Here is a 17,584-nt window from a genome sequence, read left to right as displayed (position 1 = left end):
CGCAGACTTGAATCCGTGGGCCGCCGCCACGCGCCATCCATGGCGCGGGGCGGCTAACCCGGCGTCCTGCCGGGTTACCCACGGATTCAAACCTGCGTTCGGCCAGCGTGGTTGATGGGGCGCCTAAGATCAAAAGCCAGAGCCAGAGCCAGAGCAGTCTGGAGTCTTCCTGATGTATGGAGATCAAACTGTGGGAGCGGGCTTGCTCGCGAAGGCGGTAGATCAGTTACAGGTGCACTCGCTGACACACCGCATTCGCGAGCAAGCCCGCTCCCACAGTGTTGACCGAGTTCGACATGAAATACCGGTCGGCTCTAAGGCCGCCGCGCTTTTTTGATCTTGATCTGGGCGCCCGTCAACCACGCTGGCCGGAATTCGACAGTGATTTGGGGGTAAACCGGCAGGACGCCGGTTAGCCGCCCGCGCCATGGATGGCGCGTGGCGGCGGCCCCCAAAATCAATGCCGGATTACGGGCATGCCGAGCCTAGGCGAGGCACCGAGTGGTGGGGCGAAGCGTTTTGGTTACTTTTTGCGCTCTTCAAAAGTGACCGCCGTAAGGGCGGAACCCTAGCCGCCGTTACCGCAGCAACGGATATGTACTCGGTCAAGCCCCAAAAAACACTGGGCCAGAACGCCTGCCTACCGCCCCGGCGGATTCTCGCCCAGGGGCACCACCGCCATGGTCAGACGCGAGACGCAACTGGCCTTGCCATCATCGTTGGTCAAGCGAATATCCCACACCTGGGTGGTACGCCCGATATGCACCGCCTTGGCCACCGCCGTCACCCGCCCGCTGCGCACACCGCGCAGGTGATTGGCATTCACCTCCAGCCCCACGCAATAGAACTTGCTCGCATCAATGCACAAGTACGCGGCCATGGAACCGACGCTCTCGGCCAATACCACCGACGCGCCGCCGTGCAGCAGGCCGTAGGGCTGGTGGGTACGGTGATCAACCACCATGCTGGCGGTAAGGGAGTCGTCGTCGAAGCTCTCGAAGCGGATATCCAGCAGTTCACCGATGGTGTTTTTCTGGCTGGCATTGAGTTGTTCGATATTCGGTTGGGTGCGCCACAGGCTCATGGGAATTGTCCTTTATTGGTTTTATTACAGCCCTAATCCTGCCACAGATATAACACACGCAAAAAAACAATAAAGCCTATGGATTCTTCACGCTGACCAGGCTCATCAGCCCCGCCAGCGGGAAATCCCCCTCCAGCTCCGCCAGGCTGGCGGTGTACATCGGCTGCGGCTGACGCTGATGGCCATGCAGCAGGAAGCTGATCAGGCTGCCCACCAAGGGCTGGTGGCTGACCAGCAGCACGTTGTCATCGCTATCGAGCTTTTCCAGCACTTGCAATGGATTGCCCTCCGGCGTCAGCCACGGCTCCGTACGAATGTCCGCGTCGAAACCCAGGGCCTCGCGCACCAGGTGCGCGGTCTGCTGTGCCCGCACATAAGGGCTGGCGATGATCGCACCGAGGGGCTGGCCGATCAGGTGCGCAGCGCTGCGCAATACTTCGGCGCGGCCGTGCTCGGTAAGGTTGCGTTCGGCATCCGTTGACGCCTGCCCTTCGGCCTCGCCATGACGCAATATCCACACCTTCACAGCTTTGGCTCCTCATCACGCACCGGATGCGGCGCCGGCGGCACGCTGTGGGCGGCTTCGCCCTCGGGTGCGCGCGGGGTCGGCCAATCGGCGAACGGCCAGGGCTTTTGTTCGCTGTGGAAGCTGCCGAAACGGCCGATCTGGGCGAGGAACTGGCTGAGGCTGTCGCCAAAGTTCATCAGGCCCAGGTTCGGTGCGCCATAGACAAGGCGGTAAATCAGTTGCACCACCACCAGCGCGCCGAGCAGGAACTGTGCCACTTGCCACACCAGGGCAAACACCAGCATCCACAGGATACGCAGGGCAATGGATTCGTATTTGGGGGTTGCTTTCGGATCGTTCATGACCGCTTCCTCAGTTGAAACCACTGGTGGAAATAAAATCGACATCGGTTTTCGGCTCGGCGCGCATCAGCAGTTCGATGACCTGGTCCAAGGTGCGCCCTTCAAACAAGATCGCGTGCAGCCCGGCGACCAGCGGCATGTACACGCCGGCTTCCTGGGCCTTGGCCTTGAGCACCTTGAGGGTATTGACCCCTTCGGCCACTTCGCCCAGGCGCGTGACCGCGTCTTCCAGGCTCAAACCCTGGCCGAGGGCGAAACCCACCTGGTAGTTGCGGCTTTTCGGCGAGGAGCAGGTGACAATCAGGTCGCCCACGCCCGCCAGCCCCAGGAAGGTCATGGGGTTGGCGCCCTGGTTCACTGCAAAGCGGGTCATCTCGGCCAGGGCGCGGGTGATCAGCATGCTCTTGGTGTTTTCGCCCATGCCCAGCGCCACGGCCATGCCGGCAATGATCGCATAGACGTTTTTCAGCGCGCCGCCCAACTCCACGCCATAGCGGTCGCTGCTGGCGTAGACCCGGAAGGTGCGGCCATGCAGCACGGCCTGGACGCGTTCGCACAGGGCTTCGTCTTCACTGGCCACCACGGTGGCGGTCAGCGCGTGCTCGGCCACTTCCCGCGCCAGGTTCGGCCCGGACAGCACACCAATGCGTGCCTGGGGAGCGATCTCTTCGAGGATTTCGCTCATCAGCTTGAAGGTCTGCGCCTCGATACCCTTGGTCAGGCTGACCAGCAACTTGCCCGCCAGGCGATCGGCATGAGGGGCCAGCACCGAGCGCAAGGCGCTGGACGGCAGCGCGACGAAGCACAGGTCGCAGGCCGTGAGGGTTTCCAGCAGGTCCGTGACCGGCTCGACCGCTGGATGGATCTTGATGCCTTTGAGGTAACGCGGGTTTTCCCGGTGCACCCGGATGGCCTCGGCCTGTTCGGGATCACGCATCCACTGGCGCACAGCGTGACCGTTCTCGGCTAGCAGGTTAGCCACGGCGGTACCAAAACTTCCGCCTCCCAGGACCGCGATAGGGCGCTGTTCAGTCATATGCAATCCGTTAATCCATACCAGTGGCGATGGCGGCATTATACGGGCCGACCCGCCGGCGGCCAGCCCCCGTATCAATTCGTGCGTTTGTCGGAAAATGCCACATTTACGTGAAGTAATTGCAAGCCCGACGACTGGCAAAAGGCCCCACCTCAGTTAACATGGGCGGCTATCCGCAATTATCAAGGCCGAGCCGTGTATTTGGGCCCTCCTCCCCGTTCATCTCTGTGGCTGATGCTGTTGGGCATGCCGCTGTGCAGCAGCCCGGCGCTGGCCGATGACTTGTTCCTCGACAGCCAGCCCCTGCCCCAAGTGCTGACCGCCACGCGCCTCAAGCAATCGGCGGCCGCCGTGCCCGGCAGCATGACCGTGATCGACAGCGAGCTGATCAAGGCCAGCGGCGCGCGGGACATCAGTGAGTTGCTGCGCCTGGTGCCGGGCATGATGGTCGGCTACACCACCGGCAACCAGGCGGCGGTGAACTACCACGGCACCAGTGCCAGCGATGCGCGGCGCATGCAGGTATTGATCGATGGCCGCTCGGTGTACCGCGCGGGCCTGGCCACCGTGGACTGGAGCGACATTCCGGTGGCCATGGAAGATATCGAGCGCATCGAAGTGTTCCGTGGCCCCAACACCGTCAGTTACGGCGCCAATGCCCTGATGGCGGTGGTCAACATCCTCACGCGCTCGCCGGCCAACAGTCACGGCACACGACTCAAGGTGGTGCGCGGCGCACGCGGCATCAACGACTTCTATGCCAGCCAGGGCGCCGGCTGGGACAGCGGCGACTTGCGCCTGTCACTTTCCGGGCAGCAGGACGACGGTTTCGACAGCGATGCCACCGGTGCCGACCGCCGTGACGGCCGCCGCCTCAACCGCTTCAGCCTGGCGATCAGCCAGACGCTGAACACGCAACAGAGCATCGATGTGCAACTGGATGCCAAGGAAGGCACCAATCAACGTCCTTATACCTACAGCCCGGTCTTTGCCGGTATTACCGAAGGCGGCAACAATTCCGACGTCTCAGCCAAGGACTACGCCGGCTCCCTGCGCTGGAACTTTGACTTCAACCCTGACCACAGCCTGTATATCCAAGGCTCGGCGCAGCAGTGGGACCGCCGGCAAATATGGAAAGCCTGTGACGCCAAGGTCTCGTTCAGCCCCGAGCTGACCCAACTGTGGCAGATGAACCCCAACTACGCCGAATTACTGGCCCGGCACATGGACACTTACAGCCAAGGCAGCGCGCCACCGGGCAGCGCCGCCGAGCAAGCCTTGGCCAACCAGGTGCTCGACCAGTGGCGCAACGGCGCCAGCCAAAGCGTGTGCGGCGACATCGACCAGAGCACCCGTGAAAGCCGCTACGACCTGGAAGTCCAAGACACCCTCAGCCTGTCCGACAGCCTGCGCCTGGTCAGCGGCATGAACTACCGCTACGACCGCGCCGACTCCGACACCTACTTCAACGGCACGCTGGACGACACCACCTGGCGCCTGTTCGGCCAACTGGAGTGGCGCGCCAGCGAGCATTGGTTGCTGCAGGGTGGCGCCATGTATGAAGACACGTATCTGAGCGGCAACTCGCTGACGCCGCGGGTAGCGGTCAACTACCTGATCAACCCGCGCCACGGCCTGCGCGCGGTGTACTCCGAAGCGATCCGTTCGCCGGATATGTTCGAGAACAACGTCAACTGGAGCTATCGCGTCACCAACCTCAGCTCCCCTGCCTATGGACAGACTACCGGGCAATACTTCGTAAAGACCCGCGGCCCGGGAAACCTCAATAAAGAGATGATGAAATCGCGGGAACTGGGGTACAACGGCTTCTTCGCCGACATCGGGCTGAACATGGACGTGAAACTGTTCTATGACGAGATCACCGACATGATCAGCTCGCCGCTGCGCAATAACCAGTACATCGCCAGCAATGCCAACAGTGCACGGTTCACCGGCGCCGAGTCCCAGTTCGACTGGCGCGTGAGCAACGCAGACCGCCTGCGCCTGACCTATGCCTACGTCGACGCCAGCAGCAGCAACCCGCTGGACAAGGCGCAGACCGCACGTAACAGCGGCTCGGCCGGCTGGTTGCGTGAATGGGGCCAGGGCTGGTCCAGCGCATTGTTCTACTATGGCGATGACGCACTCAACGAGTATCGCTTCGAACGGGTCGACCTGCGGGTGGCCAAGCGCGTTGCCCTGGGCAACGCCAACGTGGAGCTGGCGGGCATGCTGCAACAACGCCTCGATAACCAACCCACCACCTTGGCCGACAACAATTACGACCATCGCCAGGTACTCTATTTCAGCGCAGAGTTAGAGTTCTGACATGGGCGACTTGTCACGGATGACTTGCTTTCCCCTCAATACGCTCTGGCGACGCGCGGTGCTGCTCGTCTGCCTGCTAGCGGCCGCGCCGGCCTGGAGCGCCGATATCCTGCTGACCGCCGCCGAAGACAGCACCGGGGTCCAGGACTTCACCCAGGCCCTGGCCCGGCAACGCCCCGAAGACACGGTCACCTTCACCGTCCTCAATGACTTGCCGGCACCCGGCCGACTGCCAGCCACTACACGCCTGATCCTGCTCGACCTGCCCAGCCTCGACTGGCGCTTGCAGGACGCCCAGGGCCCGCCGACCCTGGTGCTGCGCATCAGCCGCCTGCAAGCCCATCAGCGCCTGGGCGCAACGCAACACCCGCGCATCAGCCTGTTGTGGAGCGACCCACCGCTGGCGCGCCAATTGCGCTTGATCGCCAGCATCCTGCCCCAGGCACAGCGCATCGGCGTGCTGTACGGCGCCGACAGTGAATTCCTGCTGCCCGAACTGCGCCAGCACGCCGCGCCCCTGGGTCTGCAGATCATGCCCCAGCGTTGGGACAACATTAACGACAGCCGGCCGCTGCAGACCCTGTTCAGAAAAAGTGATGTGCTGCTCGGCCTCGACGACCCGCAGTTGTATAACCCGAAAACCGCGAAGAACCTGCTGCTGAGCAGCTACGCCCAGCAATTGCCGCTGGTGGGCCCGAATGCAGGGTTTGTGCGGGCCGGCAGCCTGGCCAGCAGCTACAGCGACCAGGCCGACTGGCTGGCCGTGCTCGACCGCCTGCTCGACCACCCGCCCGCCAACTGGCCGCGTTCGCTGTATCCGGAACACTTCAAAATCGTGGGCAACCCCCAAGTCGCGCGCTCACTGGGGCTCGAACAGGTGGACGAAACCAGCGTCGCCACGCGACTGGCCGAAGGAGAAAAACGCCCATGACTTTGCGTCGTCGTTGGGACATCAACACCCGCACCCAGCTCATCACCTTGGGCCCGGCGCTGTTGCTGACGTTGCTGTTGATCAGCTTCTTTACCTTCGTGCGTATCCAGGACCTGCGCCAGGAGCTGGATCACACCGGCCAGCTGATCGCCAACCAACTGGCGCCCGCGACCGAATACGGGGTGATATCCGGCAACAATGAGGTGCTTGAGAGCCTGTTGCGCGCCACGCTGGCGACACCCCATGTGCGCTTCCTGGAGATTCAGGACAGCAGCGAGAATATTCTGGTGTATGTCGAGCAGCCTTCGGAGAAACACGACCGCTCGCTGTCGGTGAAAGTGTTCCAGGCGCCGATCCGCCTGCAACACATCCAGTTGGGCAATGACTTTTTCCAGGACAACCTCAACGAATCCAAGGCGCCGCGGGCAGACTACCTGGGCCGGGTGATCGTGGGCATGTCCAACGATGCCTTCAGCCAGCGCCAGCAGGAGATCCTGTTCAAGGCCGGCATCCTGGCGCTGTTCGCCCTGTTGTTTACCTTCCTGCTCGCCCGGCGCCTGGCCGCCAGCCTGTCGCAGCCGATCAGCGCCATGGGCCATGCGGTGAAAGCCATCCAGCAAGGCGACTACAAGACGCCGCTGCCGATCGTGGATGACTCGGAACTGGGCGATCTGTCGCGGCACATCAACAACCTCGCCGCAGGCCTCAACCAGGCCAGCCGTGAACAGCAGCAGGCCATGGCCCAATTGATCCAGACCCGCGAAGAGGCCGAGCGCGCCAACAACGCCAAGTCGGATTTCCTGGCCATGATGAGCCACGAGCTGCGCACGCCCATGAACGGCGTGCTGGGCATGTTGCAGTTGCTGGAAACCACCGAAATGACCGAGGAGCAGGCCGAGTATGCGGCGCTGGCCTCCGAGTCCACCGAGCATTTGCTCAAGGTCATCAACGATATCCTCGACTTCTCGCGGATCGAACGCGCCGCCCTGGAGCTGGAGCATATTGCGTTCAACCTGGCGGACCTGATCAACAGCTGCGCCCAGGCCTTCCAGCACAGCGCCCAGCAGCGCGGGTTGGCGCTGACGCTGTCGATCCCGCAAGGAATGGACGCCCTGCGCGTGCAGGGTGACCCGACGCGTATCCGCCAGATCCTGGTGAACCTGATCGGCAACGCGTTGAAGTTCACCGAGCACGGCAGTGTCAACGTCGAACCGCAGTGGCAGACCCTCGACCATGAACTGCTGTGGTTCACCTGCACCGTGCGCGACAGCGGCATCGGGATATCCGCCGAGCGCCTGGAATTGATGTTCGATGCGTTCCAGCAGGCGGACAGTTCCATTTCAAGACGTTACGGCGGCACCGGCCTGGGCCTGCCCATCGCCCGCACTCTCGCCGAGCGCATGGGCGGCACCCTGCGTGCCCAGAGCGAAGAGGGCCGCGGCTCGGTGTTCACCCTGGAAATTCCCCTGGCCATTGACCAGCACAGCGTACCGAGCATCGCCAGCGACGCCGACGGCAAAGCCGGCGCGGGCAATGGCCGCCATGTATTGCTGGTGGAAGACAACCCGGTCAACCGCACCGTGGTCGAAGCCATGCTGCGCAGCCTGGGCTTTGAAGTGAGCCTGGCCACCGACGGTGCCGAGGCGATCCGCAGCGCCGAAAGCCTGATTTTCACGGCGATCCTGATGGATTGCCGGCTGCCGCTGATCGATGGCTACGAGGCCACCCGGCGGATTCGCCAGTTGCCGGGTTGCGCCGATCTGCCGATCATCGCCCTGACCGCCAATGCCTTGCAGGGCGACCGTGAAGCCTGCCTTGAAGCAGGAATGAACGATTACCTGGCCAAGCCGTTCAAACGCACGGATTTGCAGCAAATCCTGCAGCGTTGGGTGCAATAGCGCCGCGCCATCAGCCAACTCTGACTGGCGTGAAAGGCGAAAGTGCGGCAGTCTTAGGCACCCGAACGAGCCCATAAACGGGCCCGGTTTAACATTTCAGTGAACAAGTGTACATTGAGTACCTTGCCGCTGTGACTTTCACTACAACGCAATAGTCTATGTGTAGGCTGCCGACATGAGGCATGAACGCTTCATTCGGTTCGGGAAGATTTGCCCTACCCTGCCGCATGGGATTATTGAGGAGCTCGCATGACCAAACAAAACGCCTTTACTCGGGAAGAACTGCTGCGCTGCAGTCGCGGTGAGCTGTTCGGCCCAGGTAACGCGCAACTGCCCGCCCCGAACATGCTGATGGTGGATCGCATCACCCATATCAGCGAAGAAGGTGGCAAGTACGGCAAAGGTGAATTGGTCGCCGAGCTGGATATCACCCCGGACCTCTGGTTCTTCGCCTGCCATTTCGAAGGTGACCCGGTGATGCCAGGCTGCCTGGGCCTCGACGCCATGTGGCAACTGGTCGGCTTCTACCTGGGCTGGCAAGGCCTGCCGGGTCGCGGTCGCGCCCTGGGTTCGGGTGAAGTGAAGTTCTTTGGCCAGGTCCTGCCGACCGCCAAGAAAGTCACCTACAACATTCAAATCAAGCGCGTCCTCAAGGGCAAGCTGAACCTGGCCATCGCCGACGGTTCGGTGACTGTCGACGGTCGCGAGATCTATACTGCCGAAGGCCTTCGGGTTGGCGTATTCACTTCCACTGACAACTTTTAAGGGTTATCCGCATGCGCCGCGTCGTTATCACTGGTCTGGGTATCGTTTCTTGCCTGGGCAATGACAAAGAGACCGTCACCGCTAACCTGCGTGCAAGTCGCCCTGGCATCCGCTTCAACCCGGAATATGCCGAAATGGGTCTGCGTAGCCAGGTTTCCGGCTCCATCGACCTGCCCCTCGAAGAGCTGATCGATCGCAAGATCTATCGCTTCGTCGGCCACGCTGCCGCCTACGCCTACCTGGCGATGAAAGACGCGATCGCCGACTCCGGCCTGAGCGACGACCAGGTATCGAACGTACGCACCGGCCTGATCGCCGGCTCCGGCGGCGCATCGACCCTCAACCAGATGGAAGCGCTGGACATCCTGCGCGAAAAAGGCGTGAAGCGCGTCGGCCCGTACCGCGTTACGCGGACCATGGGCAGCACCGTTTCGGCCTGCCTGGCGACACCGTTCGCGATCAAGGGTGTGAACTACTCGATCTCGTCCGCGTGCGCCACCAGCGCCCACTGCATCGGGACTGCCGTTGAGCAGATCCAGCTGGGCAAGCAGGACATCGTGTTCGCCGGCGGCGGTGAAGAAGAGCATTGGAGCCAATCGTTCCTGTTCGACGCCATGGGCGCGCTGTCTACCCAATACAACGAAACCCCGGAAAAGGCTTCCCGTGCCTACGACGCCAAGCGTGACGGTTTCGTCATCGCCGGCGGTGGCGGCATGGTGGTGGTCGAGGAGCTGGAGCACGCTCTGGCCCGTGGCGCCAAGATCTACGCGGAAATCGTCGGCTACGGCGCGACGTCCGACGGCTACGACATGGTTGCCCCAAGCGGTGAAGGCGCCATCCGTTGCATGCAGATGGCCATGTCCACCGTGGATACCCCGATCGACTACCTGAACACCCACGGCACTTCGACTCCGGTCGGTGACGCCAAGGAAATGGAAGGCGTACGCGCGGTATTCGGCGACAAGGCCCCGGCCATCAGCTCCACCAAGAGCCTGTCCGGTCACTCCCTGGGCGCCGCCGGCGTTCACGAAGCGATCTACTGCCTGCTGATGATGGAAGGTAACTTCATGGCCGGCTCGGCCAACATCGACGAGATTGATCCGGTCGTGGCCGATATGCCGATCCTGACCAAAACCGTTGAAAACGCCAAGATCGACACCGTGATGAGCAACAGCTTCGGCTTCGGTGGCACCAACGCCACGCTCGTGCTGAAACGCTGGCAGGGCAAGTAAGGCCTGTAGCTTGATCCCATAAAAAGCCCCGACTGGTTCGGGGCTTTTTTGTGGGTGATTGACCCAGACCGAGTCGTCTTCATCGCAGGCAAGCCAGCTCCCACAGGGGAATGCATTTCAAATGTGGGAGCTGGCTTGCCTGCGATGAAAGCGACTCGGCTTCCAGCTCCATACCTAAATCGTGGCCTTCAGCGCTTGGGCAGGACAGCCAGAAAGTTATCCCGCGCCACTTTGCGCGCAACGTCCTCAGGCAAGGCATCGAGGAATGGGTCAAAGCGGCGCATTTCCTTGCCCAGCTTGTTGAAACGCCCTACTACATCCGAGCCCAACATGAACCGGTCGGGAAAGCGCTCCACCAGCTTGACCCACTCAGGCCGGGGCTGACCTGTGTCATCGAGCAGATACGGCGTGAGCATGCTCCAGGACAGGTCGATGTACAGGTTCGGATAAGCCTGCAGCATGCGGTTCAAGGTCGGCAGCAAAAAGTCCATCTGCACCTGGTGGCGATGAATCTCCTTGCTGGTGCCGGCATGGGCCCAGATGAAGCGCGTGTGCGGATGGTTGCGCAGTGGCTCCTCCACTTCAGCCAGGTACAGCGGGTTACGCTCGCGCTTGGAGGTGATGTTGGAATGCAGCATCACCGGCAAATCGTTCTCCGCCGCCAGGTGATAGATACGGGTCATGGCCTCGTTATTGGCGCGCGGGGTGTCGCCCGCCGTGAGAGCCGTGAGGTCATCATGGCGGGTGAAGACTTCACCAATGCCCTGCCACAGGCCCGGGTTGAGGTCGAGCATGCGCTGGATATGCGCATCCGAGTTCTTGTCGTTGGGGTTGAAGCCCGACAGAAACGGATGAAAGTGCGAGCGCTGCTCAGGAGTCAGATTGCTGACCGCCGCCGCGACGATCACGTCGGTGGCGCTGTACCAGTAGGCATCGGCGTCGTCACCGGCGTAGTAGCGAGGGCGCTTGGGTTCGTCTTCGTGCCATTTCTTCGCGACGGGAATGCCGGAAATCATCGCATGTTCGATGCGGTTGTCGGCCATCGCCTTGAGCAGCTTGTCCATGCCGGCCGTTTCCTGGAAGAAATCGACGTAGTGCAGGTGAGCATCACTGTAGGCATAGTCGCGAGCGTGCACGGCAAGGCTGCTGGCGGCGAGCAACAGGGCAAAGGTCAGGCGAGTCCAGGGCACGGTAAAACCTCGATAAGAGCTGATACGGGTAGACCTTGCGCGGCATGCCAGGGTTCATCCACGCGGAACATCGGAAGGCGCCTTCAGCCAATAGCGGCAACCTCCTGCCGAGCGGGTTATGCTCGGCCTCATCCAACCTGCTCAGACTGGGATGCACCATGCCCCCCTTCACCGTGATCCGTCCTCGCCCCGAAGATGTCGAAGGCCAACCTATCCTGCGCCCGCTGCCCTCGCGGGCGTGCCGCAGCGTGGGGCCTTTTGTGTTCTTCGACCATATGCTGCCCACCCGCTATGCAGCGGGCGATGGCATGAACATCCGCCAGCATCCGCATATCGGGCTGAGCACCCTCACCTATCTGTTCGACGGCGCCTTGCAGCACAAGGACAGCCTGGGCTCGGACCAGGTGGTGCAGGCCGGTGACGTCAGTTGGATGACCGCCGGCAGCGCGATCGCCCACGTCGAACGGACGCCCGAAGCCCTCAAGGCCAGTGGTTTCTGCCTGCATGGCCTGCAGGTATGGCTGGCGTCACCCAGGCACCACGAGACAGGGCCGGGGCATTACAGCCATCACCCGGCCGCGAGCCTGCCGGTGAGTGACAATCTGGGCGTACGGATTCGCATGATCGCGGGCAGTGGGTTCTGCCTCAGATCGCCGGTGCCGGTGCTGTCGCTCACGTTGTATGCCGAAGTGCAGATGCAGACGGCCACCACATTGCTGATCCCGGATGAGCATGAGGAACGCGCGGTGTATGTGCTGGAAGGTGAGGCGCAATTGGAGGGCCAGGCGTTGGAAGTCCACAGCCTGGTGGTGTTGCCGGCCGGGCAGGAGCTGACGCTGTTCGCCGAGAGTGATTGCCATCTGGTGATGGTCGGCGGCGCGCCGCTGGATGGGCCGCGGCGGATCAATTGGAATTTTGTGGCGAGTGATCCTGCGGTGATCGAGCAGGCCCGGCAGCGTTGGGCGGCGGGGGATTGGCCGACGGTGCCGGGCGAGTCTGAAAGAATTGAGCTGCCGGTGAGATAGCTTTCGCGAGCAAGCCCGCTCCCACAGTTCGGACCGCATTTTCCCTGTAGGAATGAGGTACAAATGTGGGAGCGGGCTTGCTCGCGAAGAGGCCGGAACAGGCGCTGAAGAATCAGCCCTTGAACACTTCATCCAACAAGTTATGCATCGACCGGAAGGCCCGTTCAGCCGTCTTGGCGTCATACATCATCTTGCCCGGCACATTCGCCTGCGGATCGGTAAACGAATGCACCGCGCCGCCATAGCTCAGCAATTGCCAATCCACACCGGCTGCGTTCATTTCATCTTCGAACGCCGGCAGCTGTTCCTTGGGCACCAACGGGTCGGACGCGCCATGCAGCACCAGCACTGAACCCTTGATGTTTTTGGCATCCGCCGGGTTCGGCGTGTCCAGGGTGCCATGGAACGAAATAGCAGCCTTGACTGGCGCACCGGTACGCGCCAGTTCCAGGGAGCAGCATCCCCCGAAGCAGAAACCAAAGGTTGCCAGCTTCGACGTATCGACAGCCGCTTCGGCCTGGCCTTGCAGTTGTTCGAAGGCCGCCTGCATACGCTTGTTCAGCAACGCGCGGTCGTTTTTCAACGGCATCATCGCGGCACCGGCTTCATCGCCGTTCGACGGACGCACGCTTTGCCCGTACAAATCAGCAATCAGCACCACGTAGCCTTTGCCAGCCACGCTCTTGGCGATGTCTTCAGCACCCGCACTCACCCCCATCCAGTTCGGCGCCATCAACAGGCCTGGCAACGGGCCTTTATGGCTGGCATCGAACGCCAGACGGCTTTCATAGGACTGGCCATCAATCTGATAGACCACGGAACGCACAGTGACTTGGCTCATCATTTACTCCAGTTGAGATGGGTTAACGATGCTTTCTATAGGAGCGAGCTTGCTCGCGAAAAAACATCAACGATGACGCGGGTATCCTGGATAAACGCGGTGATCTTGAGTTTTTCGCGAGCAAGCTCGCTCCTACAGGGAAGCGGTACAGCTTTAACGAAAAAACCCGCCGAAGCGGGTTTTTTCTACAACGGTGTTAAACCGACAGTTCAACCAACAGCTTGTTCAGTCGGCGCACGTAAGCGGCCGGGTCCTTGAGGCTGTCGCCGGCAGCAAGTGCCGCCTGGTCGAAGAGGATGTGGGACAAGTCGCCAAAGCGCTCTTCGCTCTGCTCGCCATCGAGTTTCTCGATCAACGGGTGAGCCGGGTTGAATTCGAAGATCGGCTTGGAATCCGGCACCTTCTGACCGCTGGCTTCGAGGATCTGGCGCATCTGCATGCCCAGGTCCTGTTCGCCGATGGCCAGGATCGCCGGGGAATCGGTCAGGCGGTGGGAAACCCGCACTTCGCTGACCGCATCACCCAGGGACGCCTTGATTCGCTCAACCAGGCCTTCTTTGGACTTGGCGACTTCTTCGGCTTCTTTCTTCTCTTCCTCGGAGTCCAGGTTACCCAGGTCGAGGTCACCACGAGCCACGTCGACAAAGGACTTGCCATCGAACTCGGTGAGGTAGCTCATCAGCCACTCATCGATACGGTCGGTCAACAGCAGCACTTCGATGCCTTTCTTGCGGAAGACTTCCAGGTGCGGGCTGTTCTTGACCTGGGCATAGGTTTCGCCGGTCAGGTAGTAGATCTTGTCCTGGCCTTCCTTGGCGCGGGCCAGGTATTCGGCCAGCGACACAACCTGCTCGCCGTCGTCGCCTTGGGTCGAGGCAAAACGCAGCAGGCCGGCGATTTTTTCCTTGTTGGCAAAATCTTCCGCCGGGCCTTCCTTCATGACCTGGCCGAAGTTTTTCCAGAAGCTCTTGTATTGCTCAGGCTCGTTCTTCGCCAACTTTTCCAGCATGTCGAGCACGCGCTTGGTCAGCGCCGACTTCATGGAGTCGATGATCGGGTCTTTCTGCAGGATCTCCCGCGACACGTTCAGCGACAGGTCGTTGGAGTCGACCACGCCCTTGATAAAGCGCAGGTACAACGGCAGGAAGGATTCCGCCTGGTCCATCACGAACACACGCTGCACGTAAAGCTTGAGGCCTTTGGGCGCTTCACGCTGGTACAGGTCGAACGGCGCACGGGCCGGTACGTAGAGCAGCGAGCTGTATTCCAGCTTGCCTTCCACCTTGTTGTGGCTCCAGCTCAGCGGGTTCTCGTAATCGTGACCGATGTGCTTGTAGAACTCCTGGTATTCCTCGTCCTTGATCTCGGTACGCGGACGGGTCCACAGGGCGCTGGCGCGGTTGACCACTTCCCATTCCTGGGCAGGGGCCTCTTCGCCTTCGGCGGCCGCTTGTTCTTTGGGCAGCTCGATCGGCAAGGCGATGTGGTCGGAGTACTTCTTGATGATGTTGCGCAGACGCCAGCCATCGGCGAATTCGTCTTCAGCATCTTTGAGGTGCAGCACGATGCGGGTACCGCGTTCAGCCTTGTCGACCGTAGCGATTTCGAACTCGCCCTCGCCCTTGGAGGCCCAGTGCACGCCCTCACTGGCGTCGAGGCCGGCACGACGGGTGAACACTTCGACCTGGTCGGCAACGATAAAGGCCGAATAGAAGCCCACGCCGAACTGACCGATAAGGTGCGAATCCTTCTTCTGATCGCCGGTGAGGTTCTTCATGAAATCAGCGGTGCCGGATTTGGCGATCGTACCCAAATGGGTAATCGCGTCTTCGCGGCTCATGCCGATGCCGTTGTCTTCGATCGTGACGGTCTTGGCGTCTTTATCGAAGCTCACACGGATTTTCAGTTCGGCGCCACCTTCCAGCCACTCAGGCTTGGACAGAGCTTCAAAACGTAATTTGTCGACAGCGTCAGAGGCGTTCGAGATCAATTCGCGAAGGAAAATTTCCTTGTTGGAATACAGCGAATGGATCATGAGGTGCAGCAGTTGCTTCACCTCGGTCTGGAAGCCCAGGGTTTCCTTTTGAGTTTCCACACTCATGGTCATCAAACTCCAATTGGATGGCAGTGGCCGCGCCCTTGAGGGTTGGCGGCGGGTTGTCATCAAAGTTGGGGGCTAAGACCAGGATTTCAAGGGCGGCTCGCTTCCTCGATTTTGAAATGCGCGCGAGCGGTGGCGATGGGCTCGATCGCCGTGCTTTGCCAGGCGGTAATCGCCACGTTTGCCACCCGTCGGCCCTGGCGCCATACCTGGCATTTGGCGTAAGTATCGCGAAACTGGCCTGCGCGCAGGTAATCCAGGGAGAAATCGATGATTTTCGGAATCCCCGGCGCACCGGTAAACACCAGCAAGTGCAACGCCGCTGACAGCTCCATGAAGCCTGCGATAACCCCGCCGTGCAGCGCCGGCAATATGGGGTTACCAATATTGTCCTTGCTGGCCGGCAGCCGAAACAGCAATTCGTCGCCAAGCCTTGTGCATTCGATGCCGATCAGCTTGGCGTAAGGGATCAGGCTGAGCAGCGCCTCGTAATCGCCGCGCTCATGGGCCTGTTCCAATTGCGTCTTGAAGCGGTGTGTCATACCTGCTCTCCCTTGAGCGTGCTGCCCAGCCCTTGTGTGCCCTTGAGGTGCTTGCCCATGCGCATGAACGTGCCCACCACCTGGGCAATGGGTTGTTGCGGATCAGCCTGGTAGGCGAAACCGCGGGTGAAAATCACATCGGCGGTCACCCGGTAGCACTGGGCAAAACCATACACGGGCTGGTGTGGCGCGGCGGGATGCATATAGTCGATGCGCAGGTCGAGGGTCGGGCACACCTCGAACTCCGGCAAGACACACAACGTCGCCATGCCGCAGGCGGTGTCCATCAGCGAGGTCAGCGCGCCGCCGTGAATCACGCCGGAGCCGGGATCGCCCACCAGATGCGGTGCATAGGGCATGACCAGCGTCATGCCCGCTTCAGTCGCCTCGTAAGCGCTGATACCCAGGACCTGACAATGGCGCAAGGCCGATACAAAGCGCGTCGCACGCTCTAACAGAGGATTTTCGGTCATTCGATCCAGACTCTTATTGTGTGTTGATTCGAGGAGTAGAGACGCGCAGCTGAAAGTTCCTTGGCGCGGCTGGTTTATATATCTGAACGCCAGAAGGAACTAATACTGAACGGCCATGCTCGAAAGGCCAGTAGATATCTTCAATAAGGAGAAACACCCATGCGCAAGACTTTAGCTATTTCCATGATGTTGGCCGCTGCCCTCGGTCTCGCTGCCTGCGATAAGAAATCCGAAGACAAAGCCCAAGACGCTGCCTCGCATTCCGAGCAAGCTCAGAAAGATATGGCGAAGGCTCAGGATAAAGTGAACGACGCTGCGAAAGAAAACGCCGATGCTGCCAAAGCTCAGGCTGAATCGAACGAAGCCGCCGCAAAAGAAGCAGCACCTGCTACCCCTGCCACCGGTTCTTGAGACCGCGGCTTGAAATAGCTTAGCTGCAAAAAGAAAGCCCGCTTACATAGCGGGCTTTACTTTGTCTGGGTTTTTTATTTGTAAGGTTAATCAGGCCGCGTCTTTAACAGCTTCGGCCGGCGGTGTATCCGTCTGGGTATACACCATCACTTGCAGAACGTCGGAATGAAACTCCCGGCGATACAGCACCAACACCACCCCACTGCTCATCAACATGAACAACCAGGGGCTGACAAACCACGCCAGCATGGTCATGCCGAAGTAATAAGCGCGCAGGCCAAAGTTGAACTGGTTGGCGGCCATGGAAATCACCCGCGCCGCGCGCAGGGCAAACGCGTTGCGCTCCTGCTCCGACACGTGCCGCTCACCGACCATCGGTGCCGAGCCGACCAGCACCGCTGCGAAGTTGTACTGACGCATGCACCAGCTGAACGTGAAGAACGCATAGACGAATACCAGCGCCAGGCACAGCAGCTTGATTTCCGACATGCCCTGGGAGGCCTGCTGCACCATGGGGATGTCCGCCAACAGCGACACCGCGCGCTCCGAAGCGCCGAGCACGGTGAGAATGCCGGCCAGGATGATCAGGGTACTGGACGCGAAGAATGACGCATTGCGCTCCAGATTGCCGATCACGCTGGCATCGGCGATGCGGTTGTCGCGCAGCAGCATGCGGCGCATCCAGTCCTGACGGTACAGATGCAACACGCTGGCCAGGCAGGCCGTATCGCGGGCTTTCCAAATGGCGTAGCGGGTGTAGCCGCCCCAGCACAGGACGAACCAGAGCGCGGCGAGCAGGTGGATCTGATTGGCTTCGATGAACGACATGCGGGTCCTCATGCAGGTGAATAGGTGCA

The 17,584-nt window shown here is 61.0% G+C and carries 17 protein-coding genes; 7 read left to right on the top strand and 10 right to left on the bottom strand.

The features are described from left to right. Positions 1-640: 640 nt before the first annotated feature. The 4 genes from ACLH0H_RS21605 to ACLH0H_RS21590 all read right to left on the bottom strand — a co-directional run bounded on the left by ACLH0H_RS21605 (position 641) and on the right by ACLH0H_RS21590 (position 2,990). Positions 641-1,084, bottom strand: coding sequence for a hotdog fold thioesterase (locus tag ACLH0H_RS21605; protein ID WP_411379551.1), 444 nt, complete (start codon positions 1,082-1,084; stop codon positions 641-643). Positions 1,085-1,160: 76 nt separating this feature from the next. Next, complete coding sequence (gene sixA, locus ACLH0H_RS21600) at positions 1,161-1,610, bottom strand: phosphohistidine phosphatase SixA (RefSeq protein ID WP_411379550.1); 450 nt, start codon at positions 1,608-1,610, stop codon at positions 1,161-1,163. Continuing rightward, complete coding sequence (locus tag ACLH0H_RS21595) at positions 1,607-1,954, bottom strand: DUF4389 domain-containing protein (RefSeq protein ID WP_186692899.1); 348 nt, start codon at positions 1,952-1,954, stop codon at positions 1,607-1,609. Before ACLH0H_RS21595 ends, sixA begins: the two co-directional genes overlap by 4 nt. A gap of 10 nt (positions 1,955-1,964) precedes the next feature. Further along, entirely contained in the window at positions 1,965-2,990 is a 1,026-nt protein-coding gene (locus tag ACLH0H_RS21590) for an NAD(P)H-dependent glycerol-3-phosphate dehydrogenase (RefSeq protein ID WP_076950496.1), read from the bottom strand. A 195-nt stretch (positions 2,991-3,185) separates the two neighbouring features. On the opposite strand from ACLH0H_RS21590, the gene ACLH0H_RS21585 reads away from it, so the two are divergent. The 5 genes from ACLH0H_RS21585 (at position 3,186) to fabB (ending at position 10,144) form a co-directional block, all read left to right on the top strand. Then, positions 3,186-5,318 carry a TonB-dependent receptor plug domain-containing protein gene (locus tag ACLH0H_RS21585; protein WP_411379549.1) on the top strand — a complete coding sequence of 711 codons (2,133 nt, stop codon included), beginning with the start codon at positions 3,186-3,188 and terminating at the stop codon, positions 5,316-5,318. Position 5,319: 1 nt separating this feature from the next. Next, entirely contained in the window at positions 5,320-6,249 is a 930-nt protein-coding gene (locus ACLH0H_RS21580) for an ABC transporter substrate-binding protein (protein WP_411379548.1), read from the top strand. Beyond that, entirely contained in the window at positions 6,246-8,147 is a 1,902-nt protein-coding gene (locus ACLH0H_RS21575; RefSeq protein ID WP_411379547.1) for an ATP-binding protein, read from the top strand. Before ACLH0H_RS21580 ends, ACLH0H_RS21575 begins: the two co-directional genes overlap by 4 nt. Positions 8,148-8,396: 249 nt before the next feature. Further along, positions 8,397-8,912: a 3-hydroxyacyl-[acyl-carrier-protein] dehydratase FabA gene (fabA, locus tag ACLH0H_RS21570; protein ID WP_076950493.1), complete on the top strand. Its 516-nt coding sequence runs from the start codon at positions 8,397-8,399 to the stop codon at positions 8,910-8,912. Positions 8,913-8,923: 11 nt separating this feature from the next. After that, entirely contained in the window at positions 8,924-10,144 is a 1,221-nt protein-coding gene (gene fabB, locus ACLH0H_RS21565; protein ID WP_076950492.1) for a beta-ketoacyl-ACP synthase I, read from the top strand. A 188-nt stretch (positions 10,145-10,332) separates the two neighbouring features. Here the strand turns inward: fabB and ACLH0H_RS21560 are convergent, their stop codons facing one another. Continuing rightward, a complete protein-coding gene (locus ACLH0H_RS21560) occupies positions 10,333-11,334 on the bottom strand; it encodes an amidohydrolase family protein (protein WP_411379546.1) in 1,002 nt (333 codons plus the stop codon). A 158-nt stretch (positions 11,335-11,492) separates the two neighbouring features. On the opposite strand from ACLH0H_RS21560, the gene ACLH0H_RS21555 reads away from it, so the two are divergent. Continuing rightward, a complete protein-coding gene (locus tag ACLH0H_RS21555) occupies positions 11,493-12,359 on the top strand; it encodes a pirin family protein (RefSeq protein ID WP_411379545.1) in 867 nt (288 codons plus the stop codon). A gap of 112 nt (positions 12,360-12,471) precedes the next feature. Here ACLH0H_RS21555 and ACLH0H_RS21550 read toward each other — a convergent pair whose 3' ends face one another. From ACLH0H_RS21550 to ACLH0H_RS21535, 4 genes are all read right to left on the bottom strand, one after another. Continuing rightward, positions 12,472-13,200, bottom strand: a complete 729-nt coding sequence (locus ACLH0H_RS21550) for a dienelactone hydrolase family protein (protein ID WP_411379544.1) — start codon at positions 13,198-13,200, stop codon at positions 12,472-12,474. A gap of 196 nt (positions 13,201-13,396) precedes the next feature. Beyond that, positions 13,397-15,301: a molecular chaperone HtpG gene (htpG, locus tag ACLH0H_RS21545; protein ID WP_411379543.1), complete on the bottom strand. Its 1,905-nt coding sequence runs from the start codon at positions 15,299-15,301 to the stop codon at positions 13,397-13,399. A gap of 89 nt (positions 15,302-15,390) precedes the next feature. Beyond that, a complete protein-coding gene (locus ACLH0H_RS21540) occupies positions 15,391-15,843 on the bottom strand; it encodes a PaaI family thioesterase (protein WP_411379542.1) in 453 nt (150 codons plus the stop codon). Further along, the gene (locus ACLH0H_RS21535) at positions 15,840-16,316 is read right to left on the bottom strand and encodes a PaaI family thioesterase (RefSeq protein ID WP_411379541.1); all 477 of its coding nucleotides are present in this window, start codon (positions 16,314-16,316) and stop codon (positions 15,840-15,842) included. The genes ACLH0H_RS21540 and ACLH0H_RS21535 overlap by 4 nt, the downstream gene beginning before the upstream one ends. A gap of 159 nt (positions 16,317-16,475) precedes the next feature. Here ACLH0H_RS21535 and ACLH0H_RS21530 point away from each other — a divergent pair, with 159 nt between their 5' ends. Next, positions 16,476-16,727, top strand: coding sequence for a hypothetical protein (locus ACLH0H_RS21530; protein WP_076950486.1), 252 nt, complete (start codon positions 16,476-16,478; stop codon positions 16,725-16,727). A 90-nt stretch (positions 16,728-16,817) separates the two neighbouring features. Here ACLH0H_RS21530 and ACLH0H_RS21525 read toward each other — a convergent pair whose 3' ends face one another. Continuing rightward, positions 16,818-17,555 carry a DUF599 domain-containing protein gene (locus ACLH0H_RS21525; RefSeq protein ID WP_186692882.1) on the bottom strand — a complete coding sequence of 246 codons (738 nt, stop codon included), beginning with the start codon at positions 17,553-17,555 and terminating at the stop codon, positions 16,818-16,820. Positions 17,556-17,584 lie beyond the last annotated feature (29 nt).

Origin of the sequence: Pseudomonas sp. MPB26 (genome assembly GCF_046605355.1) — a bacterium.
Taxonomy (GTDB): domain Bacteria; phylum Pseudomonadota; class Gammaproteobacteria; order Pseudomonadales; family Pseudomonadaceae; genus Aquipseudomonas; species Aquipseudomonas cedrina.
Note: the sequence above shows the minus strand (reverse complement) of the source record. Positions and strands in the feature narration are given on the sequence as shown.

Excerpts from the sequence above, each read along its gene's own strand:
- fabB (WP_076950492.1), top strand. The coding sequence starts at position 8,924 with ATGCGCCGCGTCGTTATCACTGGTCTGGGTATCGTTTCTTGCCTGGGC.
- htpG (WP_411379543.1), bottom strand. The coding sequence starts at position 15,301 with ATGAGTGTGGAAACTCAAAAGGAAACCCTGGGCTTCCAGACCGAGGTG.
- ACLH0H_RS21605 (WP_411379551.1), bottom strand. The coding sequence starts at position 1,084 with ATGAGCCTGTGGCGCACCCAACCGAATATCGAACAACTCAATGCCAGC.
- ACLH0H_RS21590 (WP_076950496.1), bottom strand. The coding sequence starts at position 2,990 with ATGACTGAACAGCGCCCTATCGCGGTCCTGGGAGGCGGAAGTTTTGGT.
- ACLH0H_RS21530 (WP_076950486.1), top strand. The coding sequence starts at position 16,476 with ATGCGCAAGACTTTAGCTATTTCCATGATGTTGGCCGCTGCCCTCGGT.
- ACLH0H_RS21575 (WP_411379547.1), top strand. The coding sequence starts at position 6,246 with ATGACTTTGCGTCGTCGTTGGGACATCAACACCCGCACCCAGCTCATC.
- fabA (WP_076950493.1), top strand. The coding sequence starts at position 8,397 with ATGACCAAACAAAACGCCTTTACTCGGGAAGAACTGCTGCGCTGCAGT.
- ACLH0H_RS21535 (WP_411379541.1), bottom strand. The coding sequence starts at position 16,316 with ATGACCGAAAATCCTCTGTTAGAGCGTGCGACGCGCTTTGTATCGGCC.
- ACLH0H_RS21580 (WP_411379548.1), top strand. The coding sequence starts at position 5,320 with ATGGGCGACTTGTCACGGATGACTTGCTTTCCCCTCAATACGCTCTGG.
- ACLH0H_RS21595 (WP_186692899.1), bottom strand. The coding sequence starts at position 1,954 with ATGAACGATCCGAAAGCAACCCCCAAATACGAATCCATTGCCCTGCGT.
- ACLH0H_RS21525 (WP_186692882.1), bottom strand. The coding sequence starts at position 17,555 with ATGTCGTTCATCGAAGCCAATCAGATCCACCTGCTCGCCGCGCTCTGG.
- ACLH0H_RS21555 (WP_411379545.1), top strand. The coding sequence starts at position 11,493 with ATGCCCCCCTTCACCGTGATCCGTCCTCGCCCCGAAGATGTCGAAGGC.
- ACLH0H_RS21540 (WP_411379542.1), bottom strand. The coding sequence starts at position 15,843 with ATGACACACCGCTTCAAGACGCAATTGGAACAGGCCCATGAGCGCGGC.
- ACLH0H_RS21550 (WP_411379544.1), bottom strand. The coding sequence starts at position 13,200 with ATGAGCCAAGTCACTGTGCGTTCCGTGGTCTATCAGATTGATGGCCAG.